Raw genomic sequence first — 16377 nt, 5'->3', positions numbered from 1 at the left:
AACACCCATTAGGGATGGCTGAATTGAGGGGGCTTCGCGGCCCGGGCGGCTAACGCCCCCGCGAAACCCGCTCGATCTCGGCTTTCACGATCCGCTCGACCAGCCCCGGCAGGTTGTCGTCCAGCCATGATTTGAGCATCGGCCGCAGCATTTCCTTGACCAGATCCTCCAGCGTCCGTGCATTGTTGCTGAGCACGGTATTGGCCAGCGAATTGAACGCGCTTTCGACCGCGTTCATGGTCGTGCGCGACAGGATTGGCTGCTGACCATAGGAGGAACTCTCGGTCGCCGGCTCATAGGCCGGCTGCCGCGGTGGAGACGGCGGTGGCTTGGTGGCTTCCGTGAATTCGATGTCGTCCTGCGGTTCAACTTTCTGAAAGGTCGGTGGCGGCGGCTTGGGCGTCGGCGCCGGATCCGGCAGGGCCATTTCGTCAGTCAGTTCGAATACGTCGCCGTCGGGTTGCGGCGGCCTGACTTCGGCCTCCTGCGTCGCCTCATCGAGGCTCGCCAGCATGGCGTCGATGTCGTCCTGGCTGTTCGTTTTGGCTGGTGATGGCGCCGGCGCAGGTTTTGGCGCTGCTGGCGCCGGCTTCGCCGCTGCGGGAGTCGGCGGCGGCGGAATGTCCTTCACCACCGGCTTGGGGGCAGGCGCGGCGGCGACCGCCGGTTTCTCCGGCGTCGCAACGCTTGCCGGCCTGTCGTTTGCGGGTTTATCCGCGGAAGCGGGCTTGGCCTCATCATCGGCAATGATGCGACGGATCGACGCCAGAATCTCCTCCATGGAGGGCTCTTGGACCTTTGCAGGTTGCGTCATTTCCGACTCCACATCGAAATTATCCTACACCAAGCCACACGAGATTCGGCGGTTCCGGATGAAGCGGCCGGAATTTTTCATCGCTCGAGTCCGGACTTGTCCCCAGATCAACGGTTACCGGTGCGTTGCACGCGGTGCGTTCGCCCTCACGGCAACCGATCCGCAGCGATGGACGCAAAAAGCCGTTGCGAATCGTTGTGTTGCCTATGGAAACGGTATGTCAGGGCAACAATCGATTGCAAGCAACGCGCTTCGAAGTTTTGCGGCGTCTTCATGACCGCCACGCGACATATGGAATTGGCGGTCGCGCGCGGGACAAACGAATGTTCAGAAATGCGATGGGCCCGCTAGCAAGCGGGCCCATCTGTCTATTTAGAGCAATATGCCGAAGCGACGATCAGCGGCCGTCGGGCGTTCGAACCCCGGCCCAGCTATCACGCACCTGCTGGTAGTGAACGCTCGCATCGTAGGTTTGGGTCGGCAGGTTGAGCACCTGGGGCTGCAGCCGGCCCACGGCCTGCAGCACGCTGTAGGAAGCAACGACACGATCATGCTGCGCGACCACGAGCGCGTTGCGGGCGTTGACCAGCGCCTGCTGCGCGTTCAGCACGTCGAGCGTGGTGCGCTGTCCGGCCTTGGCTTCCTCGCGCACGCCGTTGAGCGCAATCTCGGATGCCGTCACCTGCGCCTGCGCCGAAGACACCTGGGCCTTACCAGCCACCAACTGGCCCCATGCCGTGACGACATTGGCTCGGGCCTGGTCGCGCGTCTGTTCGAGCACAAGGCGCTGCTGGGCCAGCGATTCCTTATTTTGGCGGATCAGCGAATATTCGGCACCGCCCTGGTATATTGGCACCGCAATCTGCGCGATCGCCGACGCCTGGAACTGGCGCTGGATGACCAGCGTCTGATCGTAGGCCTGCTGCGCGCTCGCCTGCAGCGTCACGCTCGGAAAGAGCGCGCCCTCAGCGATCTTGACGTTGAGGAAGTTGACGTCGACGCCAAACATCGCCGCGGTCACGTTCGGGTTCTGCGTCAGCGCGAGTTCGATGGCGGCATTGAGGGTGGGCGGCAGGAAACGGTCGACCGGTGAGCCCGGCGCGAGATTCGTCGGTTCACTGCCGATGATGCGCCGGAAGTTCGATCGCGTCGTGGTCAGTTGCGATTCGGCCGTGAGCTGCTGCGTGCGGCCGGCGGCAAGTTGCGCCTCCGATTGCGCGACGTCGGTGCGCGTCACCTCACCGACATTGAATCGGTCGCGGGTCTGCTTGAGCGTCTGCTCGAGCACGCGTGTGTTGCTGCGCTGAACCTCCACGATCGCCGCATCGCGCAGGTAATCCATGTAGATCGAGGCAGCGCTGAACAGCACGGTCTGTTCGATATTCCGCAGCGCTTCGCGCGAGCCGGACACCTGGCTCTCCGCGGCCCGCGTTCGGTTGCCGGTCTGAAATCCATTGAACAGGGTCTGCGAAATCGTGGCGCCGACGGCGCGCGGGACCTGCGTTCCATGCGCAGCCACCCCACCCGAGATGGCATCGGTATATTGATAACCGCCGCTCGCCGTGATCGACACTCTCGGCCGGTAGCCCGACAACGCTTGCGGCACGTTTTCGTCGGTGGATCGCACGAAGGCGCGCTGCGCATTGAGTTGCGGATTGGTCTGATAGGCCCGAACCAATGCGGCCTCGATCGTGTCGGCCAGGGCCGGCGTCGGTCCCATGCACGCCAACAAAAGGACCGCTGCCGCGGCTCCGGTGACAACCTTCACCCCACGCATCCCCAATAATCCATCCATTGCTATTCACCACCCGGCTCGAGACCATGAACCGGGCGCCGCTTCGATCGAAGTGAGTCCCGCCTCACCTTATTCCGCAGCTAGGCTGGACGGAACTACCTCGCAACGGAACCCGGTGGAAACTCTTCACGTGGGGCAAACGGGCCACACTTCTGATTCAGAACGGGATTTTAACGCTTCGAATCGCCACCAAGCCGCCACCATGCGAACTCCCTCTCTTCAAGCCGGCCGTGAATCCGCCTTTAGTTGTGAATCCGCATTCGCCGGAACGCCTGGAAAGAGGCCCTCCTCCCTCCGGGACGATGCATCTTATTAGAACACGAAAGCCGGCAAGCGCTCCAGGCCCGGCAGGAGCGGCGCCACGGCATCGAATAGCGGCCGATGCCCGAAATCCCCGTGGGTATGTGTCACGACGGCGGCCCGTTGCGGCTGCGACAAGGCAAACACCCCGACCAATCGCCCACCCTCGCGGAGCTGCTCGTAGAGTTCCTGCGGCACGATCTCGGTGGCACCATTGAGGAAAATGACGTCGAACGGCGCGTCCGCGACGTCGCCCTTCGCCGCCGGCGCCGCGCGCACGGTCACGTTGGCGGCACCGGTCCCCGCAAGCGCGACCTTGGCCTGGTCGGCGAGCGCGGGCTCGCTTTCGGTGGCAAACACCTCCCCGGCGAGCCGTGCGACCACGGCAGCCGCGTAGCCAGTCGCGCAGCCGACGACCAGAACGCGGTCAGTCGAATTGATCTCAGCCGCCTGCAGCATCTTCGCCATCACGGCTGGCTTGATCAGGTAGCGCTTCGTCGCGCCGCCCTCGCTGACATCGAGGTCGAGATCGAGATAGGCCAGCGCGCGCTTGCTTTCGGGAACGAAGGCCTCGCGCGGCACGGCAAGCATCGCGTCGAGAATACGCGCGTCGGTGACGTCACTGGTGCGCACCTGGCCATCGACCATTTTCTGGCGCGCGGTCGAGAAACCGGACATGGGCTGAAACCTGCAAGTCGCGCGGCGCGGCCGCGACGGGAGTGAGACCGCCCGTCTTTTGGAACAAGCAGGATCAAAACGCAACACGCCCGATGGGCCATACCGGCCCCGCGAGTTCTTGCAGGGGAACAGCGCTTATTCGATCGCGACGGCAAGCCGGCCGATCAGCCTCGCAGCTTCGTCAAGACACGTGGAATCGTGCTCTTCGACGATCTGCGCTAGCCGCCGAAGGCATTCGTCGTCGCTCATGGTCGGGATATCGCTCGGGACGATCGAGGGTGTTGTTTTCGGCACCTCGGTGTCGAAGACGGCCATGGAATCACCTCGCAAGGAGCCCTGCTTAACCAAAAATCGACGATGAATGAGTCGATTTGGCGGCTGTCCGCATCAAATCCGCAAAGCGCCACGCGGATGTGACTGAGTCGCGCCCGTCAGGACGAGTCGAATCTGGAGGTTGGATGCGAATCCGCCTTGCCCGAGCCGCGCAAGCGCGAAACCAGGGGCTTAGGAAATTTGGCTAATAGCTTGATTTAATTGAGAGATTGGCTCCCCGGGCTGGATTCGAACCAGCGACCATTCGATTAACAGTCGAATGCTCTACCGCTGAGCTACCGAGGAATGGGCGAAACCGGCGTTTCGCTTGCGGTCAGCCCTATAACAAAGCCTTCCCGGCTTGCAAAGGACCAAATGGACCCTCCGCACAGTTGAAGAGATATAACGGCGCGAACCACCGGGCTGCTCGGCAATCGCCATTTCAGGGCTTCAGGTCGAATCTGGCCTGTCCGGTCTTTGGATCGGCCGGGACGGAAAGATGCTGGTGGATCATCTTCCATTGCCCATCCTTCTTCTGAAACACTCTCGTGCTTCGCGACCAATTCTCGATCTCCGGCGCTGAAGCTGAGCGGTAGCGCATGCGGTTGAGGCCCCACGCGATGGCAATGTCATCGCGCACGATCACCTGAAGATCAGGAATGTCCCATTCGAAGTCGCCCTTGATCAGGTCGAAGCCCTGCTGGCAGACTTCGCGAATGGCATCGATACCGCGGTACTGAAGTGGCGCCACATGTTCATAGGAACGAATATCGGGATCGAGAGGACGCATGGCGCCGTCGATGTCCAGCGCCGATGAAGCGCGCAGCCAGTCGGCGAAAAGAGCGCGGACCTCCTGCTCGTCTGCTGCATTCCTGCTCATATGCTTTTCCTTTCAAGTGGTGATGTCCGAGTTCGGCAGGCGGGCGATGAGCTTGTCGAAGCATTCCTGCCAGCCCTCGGCATTGCTGTCGCGGCGCAGACTGCTGTCGTAGCCAACCTGATGGAACGTCATGTCAGTGCCGCCGCGTGAAGCCTCGAAGGTGACGGTGATCAGAGTCTCCGGTCCTGAGTGGGCGCCATCGACCTGGGTCAGGGTCAGCGCGAGCAAGTTCCCCGGCACCATTTCCCGGAACTCACCGCGCTCGAAATAGACGTGCCCGGTCGAGGAGCGAAAATCGACCCGCCACTTTCCTCCCGGCCGTGCATCAATCTCGCAGCCAGTAACCTCGTAGCCGTCGGTCGCAAACCAATGCCGGATCTGTTCGGCTTCAATCCAGTTGCGGTAGACGAGCTCGGGCGGGGCTGGAAACCAGCGGTGGATGGTGGCGCCCAGCGGCCTCTCGTCCAAGGTCACCTTGCCTCTCTCCATCATTCTCCTCCCGTTTGCTTTGCCAGATGGCTTTCGAGCTTGTCGAAACGCCGCAGCCAGAGCTTGCGATAGTTGGCGAGCCAGGAATCGATCTCGATCAACGGACTGGCGACGATCCGTGACGGACGCCGCTGCGCATCGCGGCCCTTCGTCACCAGGCCCGCCGCTTCCAACACGGCGACATGCTTGGAGACAGCCCGGGGCGTCAGCGCGAACGGCTTGGCCAGTTCGGCGACCGAGGCCTCCCCTTCCAACAGCCGCGCGAGGATGGCCCTGCGCGTCGGATCAGCCAGCGCGCCAAACGTGGCGCTCAACGTGTCTTGGGTTGGCATATTTGGAACCAAATAGTTCTGGAACTGATTGGTTCCTATATGAGCGTGCACCTTTCGTCAAGGGCGCACGCGTTCGAATCGCTTGAGCCGATCGCTCAGCTTTCGGCCGTTGGATGAATCTCCTAATGGGATTTCATCCGCCTAATGGAGCCCGCATGTCTGGTTCGAGCAAATTTGCTGTCGACGGTTTCACAACCATCCCGGCGCTCTTTGAAGAGCCGGACTTGCAAGAGATCGAAAAGCAGGTTCAGCACCGGCTCGCACAGCCGCATGATCCGATGATGAACCGCGTTGGGAACGATCTCGTCCCGTTGCGCTGGAATGATCCAATCGTCACGCGCTTGCTCTGCCGGACATCCGTGCTCGGTCGGATCAGATCTACAGTCGCGGCTGACGACCTGCGCTGGATTTCGGCCTACATCTCATCCAAAGGCGCCTCTACGCCTGCGCTGCTATGGCACCAGGACTGGTGGTGCTGGGACCACTCCATCAGTTTCGCGCCGACCGCCCCGCAGATCGCAATCCTGTGCTACCTCTCAGACACGAGTGACCGGACGGGCGCGTTGCGAGTTCTTCCGGGTTCTCATCTGCGCAGTCTGCCGATCCACTCCGAACTGCCCGAGCCGCATAGCGCAGCCGCCGAGCAGTTGGCGCCCGACCACCCTGCTCTCAGTGACCACGAAGGACAGATCACGCTCAATCTGCGCCGTGGCGATGCAGTGGCGGTGGACTATCGTCTCCTCCATGGAACGCATCCAAATCGCGGCCCTTCACGGCGCGATGCGCTGCTCTTTTCTTTCACGCCGAATTGGCGCTTTCTTCCTGACTCCATTCGCGCGCATCTCGCAATGCATCCGGCCCTGCCAAGTGCTGCTGAATGGCCCACCATCGCCGAGTGGGGAGAAGATCCCTTTCCACGATACGACGGCACGCCGACTTCCCTGCAGATCAATAGAATAGCGCCGCCGCGCACATAGCGTTCACAGCGTCCCGTCGCGTTCGATGCAACGGGATGACTTGTGCCAAGGCCGCCTTGAAACTCGGCACATCATGTAATATACGAAGTTACATGATGCGAGACGGCCGCTCCTCCTCCGTGCTTCATACTCTTTTGCATGGCTGAGCCCGGCGAAGCGCTGAACGCCGTTTTGGACGGAGCTTTCGCCGAAGCGGAGGCGCTACTGCTCGATCGCTTCGGCGCCATCACCATCGCCGATCTCAGTGCGGAATTTTCGCGGCGTCATGTGGCGCACAAGGAAAGGAACCGAAATGCTTCATGACGTGATCGTCATTGGCGGCAGCTACGCCGGCATGGCTGCGGCCCTTCAATTGTTGCGCGCCCGGCGCAAGGTGCTCGTCGTTGACGCAGGCGTCCGGCGCAACCGGTTCGCCTTGGAATCCCATGGCTTTCTTGGTCAGGACGGGGTCGATCCGGCCGAGATCGCGCGCACTGCGCGAGAACAGCTCACGGCCTATCCGACGCTCACATGGCTCGAGGGAACCGCTACCGACGCCAAGCGGCAAGGAGATGGTTTCGCGGTGACAACAGCCGACGGCGAGTTCTATCGTGGCAAGAGGCTTATCCTTGCCACCGGAGTCAGCGATGCACTCCCTCCTCTTGATGGGCTCGCCGAGCGCTGGGGCAGTAGCATCTTTCACTGCCCCTATTGTCACGGATATGAACTGAATGAGGGACGGATCGGTGTAATCGCCACGAGCCCCGACGTGCTCCATCACGTCGTTCTGTTTACGGAATGGGGAGACGTGACGCTCCTGCTCAACGGCGCCTTCGAGCCGGACGCGGACGCCCGCGCCGAGCTTGCTGCACGGGGCGTCATGATCGAGACAGGTCCTATCGCAGGCATCGAAGGCCACGCAGACGTGAGGCTGCAAGACGGACGCGTCCTGCCTTTCGCCGGCCTGTTCACGGCAACGCGCAACGCGCAACGCGCCCTCCACGCCATTGGCTGAGACGCTTGGCTGCGAATTGGAAACGACTCCGTTCGGCACCCAGATCCGAACCGACGAGACCAAGCAAACGACGGTGCGCGGCGCCTTTGCGTGCGGAGACGTCGCGCGAGCACCGCATTCGGTATCGCTTGCGGTCGGCGATGGCGCAATGGCGGGGGTGCATGTGCACCGTTCACTGGTGTTTTGAGGGCCCGCATTGGGGAGCGGTCCAGCAACGTAGCGAGACAACAGACGTTTGCGACGAACGCGCGTCGGGGAAGCTATTTCCGTGCGCAATGTGCTGCGCTGCAACCGCTTGCTCGCGCCACAACACCCTGTGGTTATGGGTCCTCGCTTTCGCGAGGACGACGGCGTGGCGGGCCGCGCGATCAATCGTGAATGCGCCGGCACTCACGGCCGGCGGCACACCAGATCGATCTCGATCAGCGCGTCATAAGCAAGCCCGGTGACGCCGACGCAAGTGCGTGCCGGCAGGCGGTCCGGCGGGAAATAGCTGCGATAGGTTTCGTTCATGGCAGCGTAGTCTTCCTTGAAGCGCGTGAGATAGATGCGCGACATCACGATGTGCTCGAAACCGAGACCGAGACCCTCGAGCACAACGCGCAGATTTTCCATCACCGCCTTGGTCTGCGCGACGATGCCATCAGGCAATACGCCGGGACTAGCGGGCGTGTCCGGCATCTGGCCGGTGACGAAGACAAAGCCGTCGGTCTCGACAGCGTGGCTGAAGGGCGCGACGGGCTTCGGCCCGCCTGCGATCATGTGGAATCTCAATGTCGGTATCCTTCTGTTATCGCGACAGTGCCGCGTCCTCGAACAACCGCTTGCTCAGGATCGCATGCACGCCCCAATTGCCGTCGACGACCTGGGTGACGCCGAAATCGACCGCTGCCGACATCAGCGCGATCGCCTCGTCCTCGCTGAGACCTTTGATGTTCATCAGGAAGCGCCGCATCTTGCGGAAGGCGTCCTTCATCGCAAGGTCGAGCGAGGACGTTGCATAGACCTCGCTCTGTCCCTGCGCGCCGAACTCGGCGAGATAGTTCGGGTGGCTGAAGCCGGTCAGCACCCAATTGGTCGCGGTCTCGATCAGGGGATAGCTGAGATCGGCAAACGGTTGGCCGGCCAGATTGCCTTTCTTGTGCAGGATCACCTGAAACGTGCCGGTCATCGAGCATTCGATCGCCGTCCCGCTCAACTCGCCGTCGCCTTGGGCGGCATGGGGATCGCCGACCGAGAGCAGCGCGCCTGGCACCGATACCGGAAGATAGATGGTCGTCCCCTTGCCGAGCCGCCAATTGTCCAGATTGCCGCCGAAATAGGACGGCGGCACGGAATCGACGAAATCAACTTCGCGCGGCGCGACCGCGATCACGCCGAAATGCGGCCGCAGCGGAATGCGGATGCCGTCGAGCACGGCGTGGCGGCGCCTCACCGAACCAGGCGCGACGGGAATGCCGGGGTAATCGTAGGTGCTATGGACCACGCCGAATGGATCGGTCTGCGGCTCCCAGCGGTAGGAATAAAGCGCACGCGCATGCGGTGTTTCGTCGTGGTCACCTTCGCGACCCGCGAAGTAGATTTCGTAGATCGTCACCGCCTCGCGCGGCTTGGGGCCGGCGAGCAACTCGTTGTAGTGATAGCCCCACCAGGCCGCGACGCTGGAGCCGAATACCCTGCCCTCATAATGCGAATTGCGGCTCGGCCGCGGCACGATATCGAGGATGCGCACCTCCAGGACATCGCCAGGCTGCGCGTCCTTGACAGCGATCGGGCCAGTGCAGATGTGCACGCCGAACCCCTCGCCCGCGCCGCGCCCGAACACCGAGGCGTCCATCGGACCGGCGCCGCGACGGTCGACGTTCTTGCGGTCATTGGTCCAGCCGAACACGCTTTCGGCGCCGGCATCACCCGTGATCATTCTTTCAGGATCATCAGACGCATGCTGGGTCAGGGTTTCGATCGTGATCGTGTCGCCGGAATTGATCTCGGCCTGCGGCGCAAGCGTGCGGCTGAAGTAGCCCCAATGCACGCGGTTCGCGTCGACGGAGAGATGGTGGTGGGCCGCGCGATGCTCCCGTTCCCCTTCGTGCGCCGGCCCCGTTGTGACGGCGGCCATATTCCTTCCGACGCTCGATGGCTGATGCGTTCGCAGTTGCGCAAGCGCCTCCTGCGGCCAGCCGCGCTGACCCGCGGCGATCGACGACGGCGCCGCGCGCTCGGCCTCCTGCTGGCGAAACTCGCGCGGTGGCAGACCAAAGCGATGACGGAAGGCGCGGCTGAAATGCGCGGAGTCGCTAAAGCCGTACCGATAGGCGATCTCCGAGATTGATCGATGCGCCTCGGCCAGGTTCGACAGATCAGCCCAGGCGCGCTGCAGCCGCCGCTCGCGTACATAGTGCGAGAAATTGTCGCCGACGCCCTCGAACAGCTTCTGCAGGTAGCGCTCGGAAATCCCTTCGGCCTGCGCGACACGCGACGGCGCAAGCTCGGGATTGTCGAGGTTGCGCTCGATGCTCTGGCAAATCCGGTGCAGGATCGCGGCTTGCGTGGCCGTACCGGCGACCTCTGAGGCGGGAGAGGTGGACTGGTGCGCAAGCGTCAAGAGAAGATCGACGAGGCTTTGCGCAATGGCCGCCCATTCGACGTCGCTCAGCGTCTCCAGAGTGCGGGAGGTTGCATCCAGCAATCGCGAGAACACATCGGCAAGGCCGGTGGGCGCGACGACGCGGGCTTCGGACGCGATCGGCCTGCCGATGAGGCGGCCGTGCCGCGCTTCGGCTGCAACAGAGAGGATGATCGCGCGCATATCGCGCTGGAACATCAGGCTCCAGTCGCCATGTCGCGGCAGCAGCAGGAGATGGCCAACGGGAACGATACGGTGGCTCGCGCCTTGCCGCAGCATCACGCCGTCCTCGATCGGGAGCAGCGCGATCGGCAATCCCTCGCCCGATTGCGGCAGCGGCGCGATCCCCTGCGATCCCGCCGCGATCCGGGTCAGCGCCACGCCCACGGCGTTGCGATGCGAGGCCGTCGCGTGACCGTCGTCGAATGCGCTTGCGGAAGCCGGCTGCAGGCCGACCGCAGCCAGCACGTCCCGCCAGGCCTCCAGGCGGTCGTCTCGCGCGTAGGATTCACTCGTGAACGGACGGAAGCTCATCGGTTCAACCCAATCAGGGCCGATCGAAGCAACCCGCGTGCCAGACAAGCGCAGTCCTCCGCCAAAATGGCGGCGTCAAAACGACGCCGGCAAATTCAACCCATGATCAAAAGCGGTCCATTCTCAAGGCATTAGTCGCACCTGAAGACGTTCTTGCGGATCGTGCCGTGCACGCCCCAATTGGCGTCGACCACCTGGGTAACGCCGAAATCGGCGCCGACCGACATCAACGAGATCGCCTCGTCTTCGCTCAGCCGGTGCACGGTCATCAGGAACCGCCGCAGCTTGCGGAACGCGTCTCGCATCGCACGGTCGAGGCTGGAATGGTTGGCAATCTCGGTCTGCGCACCGGCGCCGAGCTCGGCGAGATAGTTCGGATAGGTGAAGCCATAGACCGACCAGGCATGGTCGGTCTCCAGCATCGGATGCGTGAGGCCCTCGAGCGCGGTTCCGCCGAGATCATTGTTCTTGTGCAGGATAAATTCGAAATCCCCGGTCAGCGAGGTCTCGATCGCGGTGCCGCCGAGTTCGCTGTCGCCTTGTGCGGCATGGGGATCGCCGACCGAGAAGAACGCGCCGGGGACGGTCACCGGATAATACATCCGCGCGCCCTTCCCGATCCGCCAGTCGTCGATATTGCCGCCGGTATAGCTCGGCGGGATCGAGCTGACGAAGTCGGCCTCCGACGGCGCCAGCCCCATCGTTCCAAAGTGCAGCCGCGCCGGCACCTTGATGCCGGTGAGGATGTTCTCACGCTTGCGGATGGTCGCATGGTCGACCCGCACGCCGGGATAATCGATGGTGGCGTGCACGATGCCATCAGGGTCGGTCTGCGGCGTCCAGACGTAGTTGTAGACGGCCTTCGCGAACGGCTCGCCCGAGGTGTCGAGCTCGAAAATCGTGATCACCTCGCGCGGCTTCGGCTCTTCGATGAGATCGTGATAATGGAAGCCCCAATTGGCTGCGACGTTCGAGCCGAAGCAGCGGCCGGCGTGGCAAGCGCTGCAGCTCGGACGCGGCCTGATGTCGAGGATGCGCACCTCCAGAACATCGCCGGGCTCGGCGTTCTCGATCGCAACCGGCCCGGTCAAAAGGTGTACGCCAAGCCCCTCGCCCGCGCCGCGGATGAACGGCCCCTCGGTCGGGCCGGAACCGCGGCGCGCCACCGCCTTGTGCTCGCGCGTCCAGTGGAACACGCTCTCGGCCCCGGGATCGCCTGCGATCATCCGCTCGTAATCGTCATTGGCGTGATGGGTCAGCGTCTCAATGGTGGCGCGGTCGCCCGAGCGCAATGTCAGCGCTGGCGCGACCTTCTTGCTGAAGTAGCCCCAGTGGACGGTGGCCGGCGAGACCGGCAGCGTAAAGTGCCTCATGCAAGTGCCTCTTCGGGGGATCGGAACGATCGAAGTTCTGGCGCGTGACGCTTCATCTCACCGGCTCCGGCGTCTTGTCGGCTTCCATCACGCTGAGGAAGCGCGCGGTGACGGGATGGCGCGGATTGGACAGCACCTCATGCGCCGGCCCCTCCTCCAGGATCCTGCCGCCGCTCAGGAAGGCGACGCGGTCGGCCACCTCATCGGCGAAGCGGATCTGATGCGTCGAGATGATCATGGTCAGGCCGTCGTCGATGGCGAGCCGCCGGATCACTTCCAGGACTTCGTTGACGAGTTCGGGATCGAGTGCCGAGGTCGGCTCGTCCAGAAGCAGCACGCTCGGGTTCGGCGCCAGCGCACGGGCGATCGCCACCCGCTGCTGCTGCCCGCCCGACAGGTGCCGCGGCAGCGCATCAGCGCGATGGCTCAGGCCGACGCGGTCGAGCAGTTCGCGTGCGCGACGCTCGGCGTCAATTCGTGTCATGCCATGGACCCAGCGCAAGGGACCCGCGACGTTCTCCTTGGCCGTCAGGTGGCTGAACAGGTTGAACTGCTGGAACACCATGCCGACACCGACATTGGCGCGCTCATTGGCGATCGCGCGCGGCGACAGCGGCCTGCCGTCGTCGTCGAAGCCGAGCCGCCGTCCCCCGACACGCACCGTGCCGGCATCCCAATTCTCCAGATGATTGATGCAGCGCAGCAGCGTGCTCTTGCCGGAGCCGCTGGGTCCGAGCAGCGCGATGACCTCGCCGACGCGAACCGTGAGATCCAAGCCGTCGAGCACATCTTGCGCGCCATAGCTCTTGCGCAGATCCTTCACCTCGACGGCGACATTGTTGCGCGCGATCGTCGCGGTGCGTCTGGCACGCTCCTCCGGCGTCAGCGTCCTCGACAGCGGCGCCGGAATGTCCGGCTCTATGCGTGCCGCAACGTCGACCGGCGGCGCAGTCTTCTCCGCAAGCTCCAGCTTGGTCAGGAGATCCATCCGACGCCAGGGCAGATAATCGGCGAGCGTGCGCTTACGTGAGGCACGATCGAGATCGAGCAACCATTCCAAGGCGAGCTGAATGCCGCTGATCGCGCCGGTCAGCACAAGATAGATCAAGCCGGAGGCGAAGAAGATCGAGAAAAAATCGAAGGTCGAGGACGCAAGCTGCGTGCTTCGCAGCGTCAATTCCTGGACCGCGATCACCGAGGCCAGCGACGAATTCTTCAACGCGCTGACGGACTCATTGCCGAAGGCCGGGATCATAGTGCGAATCGCCTGCGGCGCGATCACCCGCCGCATCAGCACTGCCGGCGTCATGCCGAGCGCCTGTCCCGCTGATATCTGTCCGCGCTCGACGCCGAGCACGCCGGCGCGCAGCATCTCGGCAATGAATGGCGCCTCGTTGCAGGCGAGCGCGAGGCCGGCCGCCAGCACGGCCGGCAGTTTGATGCCGATATGCGGCAGCGCGTCGTAGGCGAACACCATCTGCAGGATCAGCGGCGTGCCGCGGAAGATCACGGTGTAGCCGCGCGCGATCGCCGACAGCCACCAGAGGTGGCTGAGCTGCATCCAGGCCAGGATCAGGCCGAGGATCAGCCCGCCTGCGAGCCCGAGGGCGGTCACCTCCAGGGTGAGCTCGATGCCCGCGAGCAGGTAAGGCAGGCTGAGATAGTGCAGGAACAGGGACATCAGTTAACGGTCAGCAGGCCCGGTTCCTTGAGATTGTCGGGATCAAGTCCCCACTTCTTGAGCAGCGCGAGCTGATCGCCGGACTTGTAAATCTCCGTCAGTGCGGCCATCACCGCGTCGCGAAACTTCGGCTTGTCCTTGGGCACGGCGATGCCGACAGAGTACGGGATCGTCACCGCGATCGCCTTCTCGAGCTTGTCCGGATAGGCCTTCACCGCGTTGTCGACGGTGTTGACGTCGTTGATGTAGGTGTCGGCCCGGCCGGCCAGGATCGCCTGGATGCAGTTGGCGTTGTTGTCATAGAGCTGCAGCGTCGGCTCGGGCTTGCCGGCAGCTTTGCACTGGGGAATCAGGGCCTGCACCAGCGGCACCTCGACGAAGCCGGTGTTTTCGGCCGCCGCCGCGCCGCACAGCGACAGGTTGATGCCGTTGATGCCCTTCGGATTGCCCTTGGCAACCAGCACGCCGTCGAACACCTTCGAATAGGTAATGAAGTCGGCCGCCTTGGCGCGCTCCTCGGTCGCGTAGATGTCCGAGATCACGATGTCGGCCTGCCCGCTGGCGAGCGTCGTCAGCAATGCGGCAAAAGTCACGGCCTTGTAGGTCAGTTTGAAGCCGAGGCATTCACCGATCATTTCGCCGAGATCGATGTCGAAGCCGACATACTTGCTCGGGTCTTTCGGGTCGATCGATTCATAGCCCGGCGTATGCGGGTTGATCGCGTTGACGAGCGTCTTGCCCTTCCAGTCCGGATATTTCTCCTGAAGCGCCGCGCATGCCGCCGGCGCCGCCGCCTGCGCGCTTAGCGGCACTAGACATCCCGCGGCGACGATCGCGCCCAGAATCGCGCGACGCCACGGAAGTGACGCGTGCCGTGCTTCCCCACAAAGCCATTTCTGCATGTTGCCAGCTCCTCCGACGTTGTCATGGCCACGGCCATGTCCCAAAGCTCGGAACGAAGGCTACGGGGAACCGCTCCGCAAAAGCTTGTCTGGCGGCGTACAAAAAATTGGATGAAGCGGGCCTGCGGTTTGGGCAACGGCTGCTCAAATTGTATTCGAGTCATGGCCGGACGTTTGGGGCGCGCGATTCACTGCTCGAACACCGCGGAGCACACCGCGCTCAGACTAGCCTTCTGCCGACGCAGGCAGGCGACGGGCGCGGCTTTTCAAGGCTGCCGATCGCGTAACGCTTGCCTTCATGACCGCGTCTCCCTAAGCTCAATCCTGCCTGCTCCACTGCAGGCGAGATTGGGACTTACGCGAATTCATTTTGGTCAAATGTGATTTTTCTCACAGTGCGGTGGGACCGCGCCGGCAATAGCGTTCATACGGCACTAGCAAGACTCTGGTAACCAAGTGAGGGGGCGGCTGCCGGATCGCTAAAATTGAAGCGATCCGCTCAATCCGCCCACAAACCCATTTTGCGACGTTGCGCTCACAACCCCCGGAGAGCGCAATGAGCGAAGCTGAATTTGATCTGGTGTTGGACGCTGTGCGAGCAGCCGTCGCCCCGACGCCGCAGGAGGATTTCATGGCTCAGCCATTGCCCCGCTTCCAGCCGCCGCCACGCCCGGCGAATGACAACCAGACGCCCTGGCCGCTCATCCCATTTCCGGATGGTTGGTACGCCTCCTGCTAAAGAGCGCCGCAATGCCGGCGACGCAGTTGGAGTTTCAGAATTCTGCAGGAACCGGTTCGGGGCCGGTTGCCTAAGTCCTTGAACCTCTGTATTGATCCGCCCCGCTTGAGGCCACGTGGCGGAGTGGTTACGCAACGGTCTGCAAAACCGTGTACACCAGTTCAATTCTGGTCGTGGCCTCCACTCATACAATCAATGGCTTACGCCTGATAGATGAGGCGTCGCTTTCATCGCTTCCGTCGCCGAAAATCGCGCTTTTTCGGCTTTGGGGCGAGTTCCGGCATCGTCCGCTGCACCTGGCGATATCTTGCCAGCATCCGCTCGAAGCTCGCATTCAGGGTTTCGGCAATGTCCGGCCGCTTTTCGAGCGCGGCGAGCAGCAGGCCGGCCGCCTCGATCGTGGAAAGTCCATCGCGGCGCGGTTCGCGGCGAAGCTGGCCGTAGCGTGACGGCTGGCGGGGGCCCAGAATCACCCGCTGGCATTTCAGCATCCAGGGATTGCGCCACCACAGCGCCTTGGCCTGGCTCCAGGTGCCATCGAGCAGCACGATGCCTTCGATGCGTCCGAGGACGCTACGCTGGTTCGGCTCCAGCTCGGCCTTGCGGTCGACGGCAACGACCTCCGCATCGGTGTCGAGATCGGCGACCTTGGCGGAGCCGAGATAGAGCACCGCCCAGCGCGACGGGTCCGCCACCGGTCGCCCCAGCGCCTTCGACAGGCTCGGCCAGGACAGCCCGATCCGCACCACCGCGTCCTCGAAGTGGCGCGCGGTCAGCCGTGCGGTGCCGAGCGCCCTATCCTGCTCCTGCGGATGCTGCAGAATCAGGAGCCCGATCCGGCTCTCGATCGGCGTAACACTGTCGCAGATGCACAGCGGCATCGGCTTGCCGCAATGCGGGCAGTCCGCGACCGGCTCGGCAAGGATTGTCTGATCTGATTCCGTCATCCGC

15 protein-coding genes, 2 tRNA genes and 2 pseudogenes are annotated in these 16377 nt (G+C 63.2%); 5 read left to right on the top strand and 14 right to left on the bottom strand.

The window, feature by feature from the left end; genetic code table 11:
* Nucleotides 1-49: 49 nt before the first annotated feature.
* The 8 genes from ACZXDY_RS07785 to ACZXDY_RS07750 form a co-directional block, all read right to left on the bottom strand.
* A complete protein-coding gene (locus ACZXDY_RS07785) occupies nucleotides 50-814 on the bottom strand; it encodes a PopZ family protein (protein WP_464345063.1) in 765 nt (254 codons plus the stop codon).
* A 397-nt stretch (nucleotides 815-1211) separates the two neighbouring features.
* Complete coding sequence (locus ACZXDY_RS07780; RefSeq protein ID WP_028165630.1) at nucleotides 1212-2591, bottom strand: TolC family outer membrane protein; 1380 nt, start codon at nucleotides 2589-2591, stop codon at nucleotides 1212-1214.
* A 330-nt stretch (nucleotides 2592-2921) separates the two neighbouring features.
* Nucleotides 2922-3587 carry a protein-L-isoaspartate O-methyltransferase family protein gene (locus ACZXDY_RS07775; RefSeq protein ID WP_028165629.1) on the bottom strand — a complete coding sequence of 222 codons (666 nt, stop codon included), beginning with the start codon at nucleotides 3585-3587 and terminating at the stop codon, nucleotides 2922-2924.
* 135 nt (nucleotides 3588-3722) lie between these two features.
* A complete protein-coding gene (locus ACZXDY_RS07770) occupies nucleotides 3723-3902 on the bottom strand; it encodes a hypothetical protein (RefSeq protein ID WP_208826368.1) in 180 nt (59 codons plus the stop codon).
* A 228-nt stretch (nucleotides 3903-4130) separates the two neighbouring features.
* Nucleotides 4131-4205: transfer RNA gene (locus tag ACZXDY_RS07765), tRNA-Asn, on the bottom strand.
* A gap of 136 nt (nucleotides 4206-4341) precedes the next feature.
* Complete coding sequence (locus tag ACZXDY_RS07760) at nucleotides 4342-4779, bottom strand: YybH family protein (RefSeq protein ID WP_464345062.1); 438 nt, start codon at nucleotides 4777-4779, stop codon at nucleotides 4342-4344.
* Between the two features lie 12 nt (nucleotides 4780-4791).
* Nucleotides 4792-5253, bottom strand: a complete 462-nt coding sequence (locus tag ACZXDY_RS07755; protein WP_464345061.1) for an SRPBCC family protein — start codon at nucleotides 5251-5253, stop codon at nucleotides 4792-4794.
* Between the two features lie 14 nt (nucleotides 5254-5267).
* A complete protein-coding gene (locus tag ACZXDY_RS07750) occupies nucleotides 5268-5600 on the bottom strand; it encodes an ArsR/SmtB family transcription factor (RefSeq protein ID WP_208826363.1) in 333 nt (110 codons plus the stop codon).
* Nucleotides 5601-5755: 155 nt separating this feature from the next.
* On the opposite strand from ACZXDY_RS07750, the gene ACZXDY_RS07745 reads away from it, so the two are divergent.
* From ACZXDY_RS07745 to ACZXDY_RS07735, 3 genes and pseudogenes are all read left to right on the top strand, one after another.
* Nucleotides 5756-6577, top strand: a complete 822-nt coding sequence (locus ACZXDY_RS07745; protein WP_464345060.1) for a phytanoyl-CoA dioxygenase family protein — start codon at nucleotides 5756-5758, stop codon at nucleotides 6575-6577.
* Nucleotides 6578-6715: 138 nt separating this feature from the next.
* Entirely contained in the window at nucleotides 6716-6880 is a 165-nt protein-coding gene (locus ACZXDY_RS07740) for a hypothetical protein (protein WP_464345059.1), read from the top strand.
* Nucleotides 6870-7758: pseudogene (locus ACZXDY_RS07735) on the top strand (NAD(P)/FAD-dependent oxidoreductase). Before ACZXDY_RS07740 ends, ACZXDY_RS07735 begins: the two are co-directional and overlap by 11 nt.
* Nucleotides 7759-7961: 203 nt before the next feature.
* On the opposite strand, the gene ACZXDY_RS07730 reads toward ACZXDY_RS07735, so the two are convergent.
* The 5 genes and pseudogenes from ACZXDY_RS07730 to ACZXDY_RS07710 all read right to left on the bottom strand — a co-directional run bounded on the left by ACZXDY_RS07730 (nucleotide 7962) and on the right by ACZXDY_RS07710 (nucleotide 14687).
* Nucleotides 7962-8345, bottom strand: a complete 384-nt coding sequence (locus tag ACZXDY_RS07730) for a RidA family protein (protein ID WP_464345058.1) — start codon at nucleotides 8343-8345, stop codon at nucleotides 7962-7964.
* 16 nt (nucleotides 8346-8361) lie between these two features.
* Nucleotides 8362-10116 (bottom strand): annotated as a pseudogene (locus ACZXDY_RS07725) (acetamidase/formamidase family protein); the annotation flags it as partial.
* Nucleotides 10117-10862: 746 nt separating this feature from the next.
* On the bottom strand, nucleotides 10863-12104 hold the full coding sequence (locus ACZXDY_RS07720; protein WP_464345057.1) for an acetamidase/formamidase family protein: 1242 nt from the start codon (nucleotides 12102-12104) through the stop codon (nucleotides 10863-10865).
* A 52-nt stretch (nucleotides 12105-12156) separates the two neighbouring features.
* Complete coding sequence (locus tag ACZXDY_RS07715) at nucleotides 12157-13785, bottom strand: amino acid ABC transporter permease/ATP-binding protein (protein ID WP_464345056.1); 1629 nt, start codon at nucleotides 13783-13785, stop codon at nucleotides 12157-12159.
* Nucleotides 13785-14687 carry an ABC transporter substrate-binding protein gene (locus ACZXDY_RS07710; RefSeq protein WP_028165621.1) on the bottom strand — a complete coding sequence of 301 codons (903 nt, stop codon included), beginning with the start codon at nucleotides 14685-14687 and terminating at the stop codon, nucleotides 13785-13787. Before ACZXDY_RS07710 ends, ACZXDY_RS07715 begins: the two co-directional genes overlap by 1 nt.
* Nucleotides 14688-15243: 556 nt before the next feature.
* On the opposite strand from ACZXDY_RS07710, the gene ACZXDY_RS07705 reads away from it, so the two are divergent.
* Nucleotides 15244-15426 carry a hypothetical protein gene (locus ACZXDY_RS07705; protein WP_028165620.1) on the top strand — a complete coding sequence of 61 codons (183 nt, stop codon included), beginning with the start codon at nucleotides 15244-15246 and terminating at the stop codon, nucleotides 15424-15426.
* Between the two features lie 109 nt (nucleotides 15427-15535).
* Nucleotides 15536-15609 (top strand) — tRNA-Cys (locus tag ACZXDY_RS07700).
* A gap of 44 nt (nucleotides 15610-15653) precedes the next feature.
* On the opposite strand, the gene ACZXDY_RS07695 is transcribed toward ACZXDY_RS07700, so the two are convergent.
* Nucleotides 15654-16373 carry a tRNA-uridine aminocarboxypropyltransferase gene (locus ACZXDY_RS07695; protein WP_464345055.1) on the bottom strand — a complete coding sequence of 240 codons (720 nt, stop codon included), beginning with the start codon at nucleotides 16371-16373 and terminating at the stop codon, nucleotides 15654-15656.
* Nucleotides 16374-16377 lie beyond the last annotated feature (4 nt).

It is taken from the genome of Bradyrhizobium sp. LeoB3, assembly GCF_055456055.1.
The sequence above is the reverse complement of the archived record's forward strand: the minus strand, read 5'-3'. Positions and strand labels throughout refer to the sequence as shown.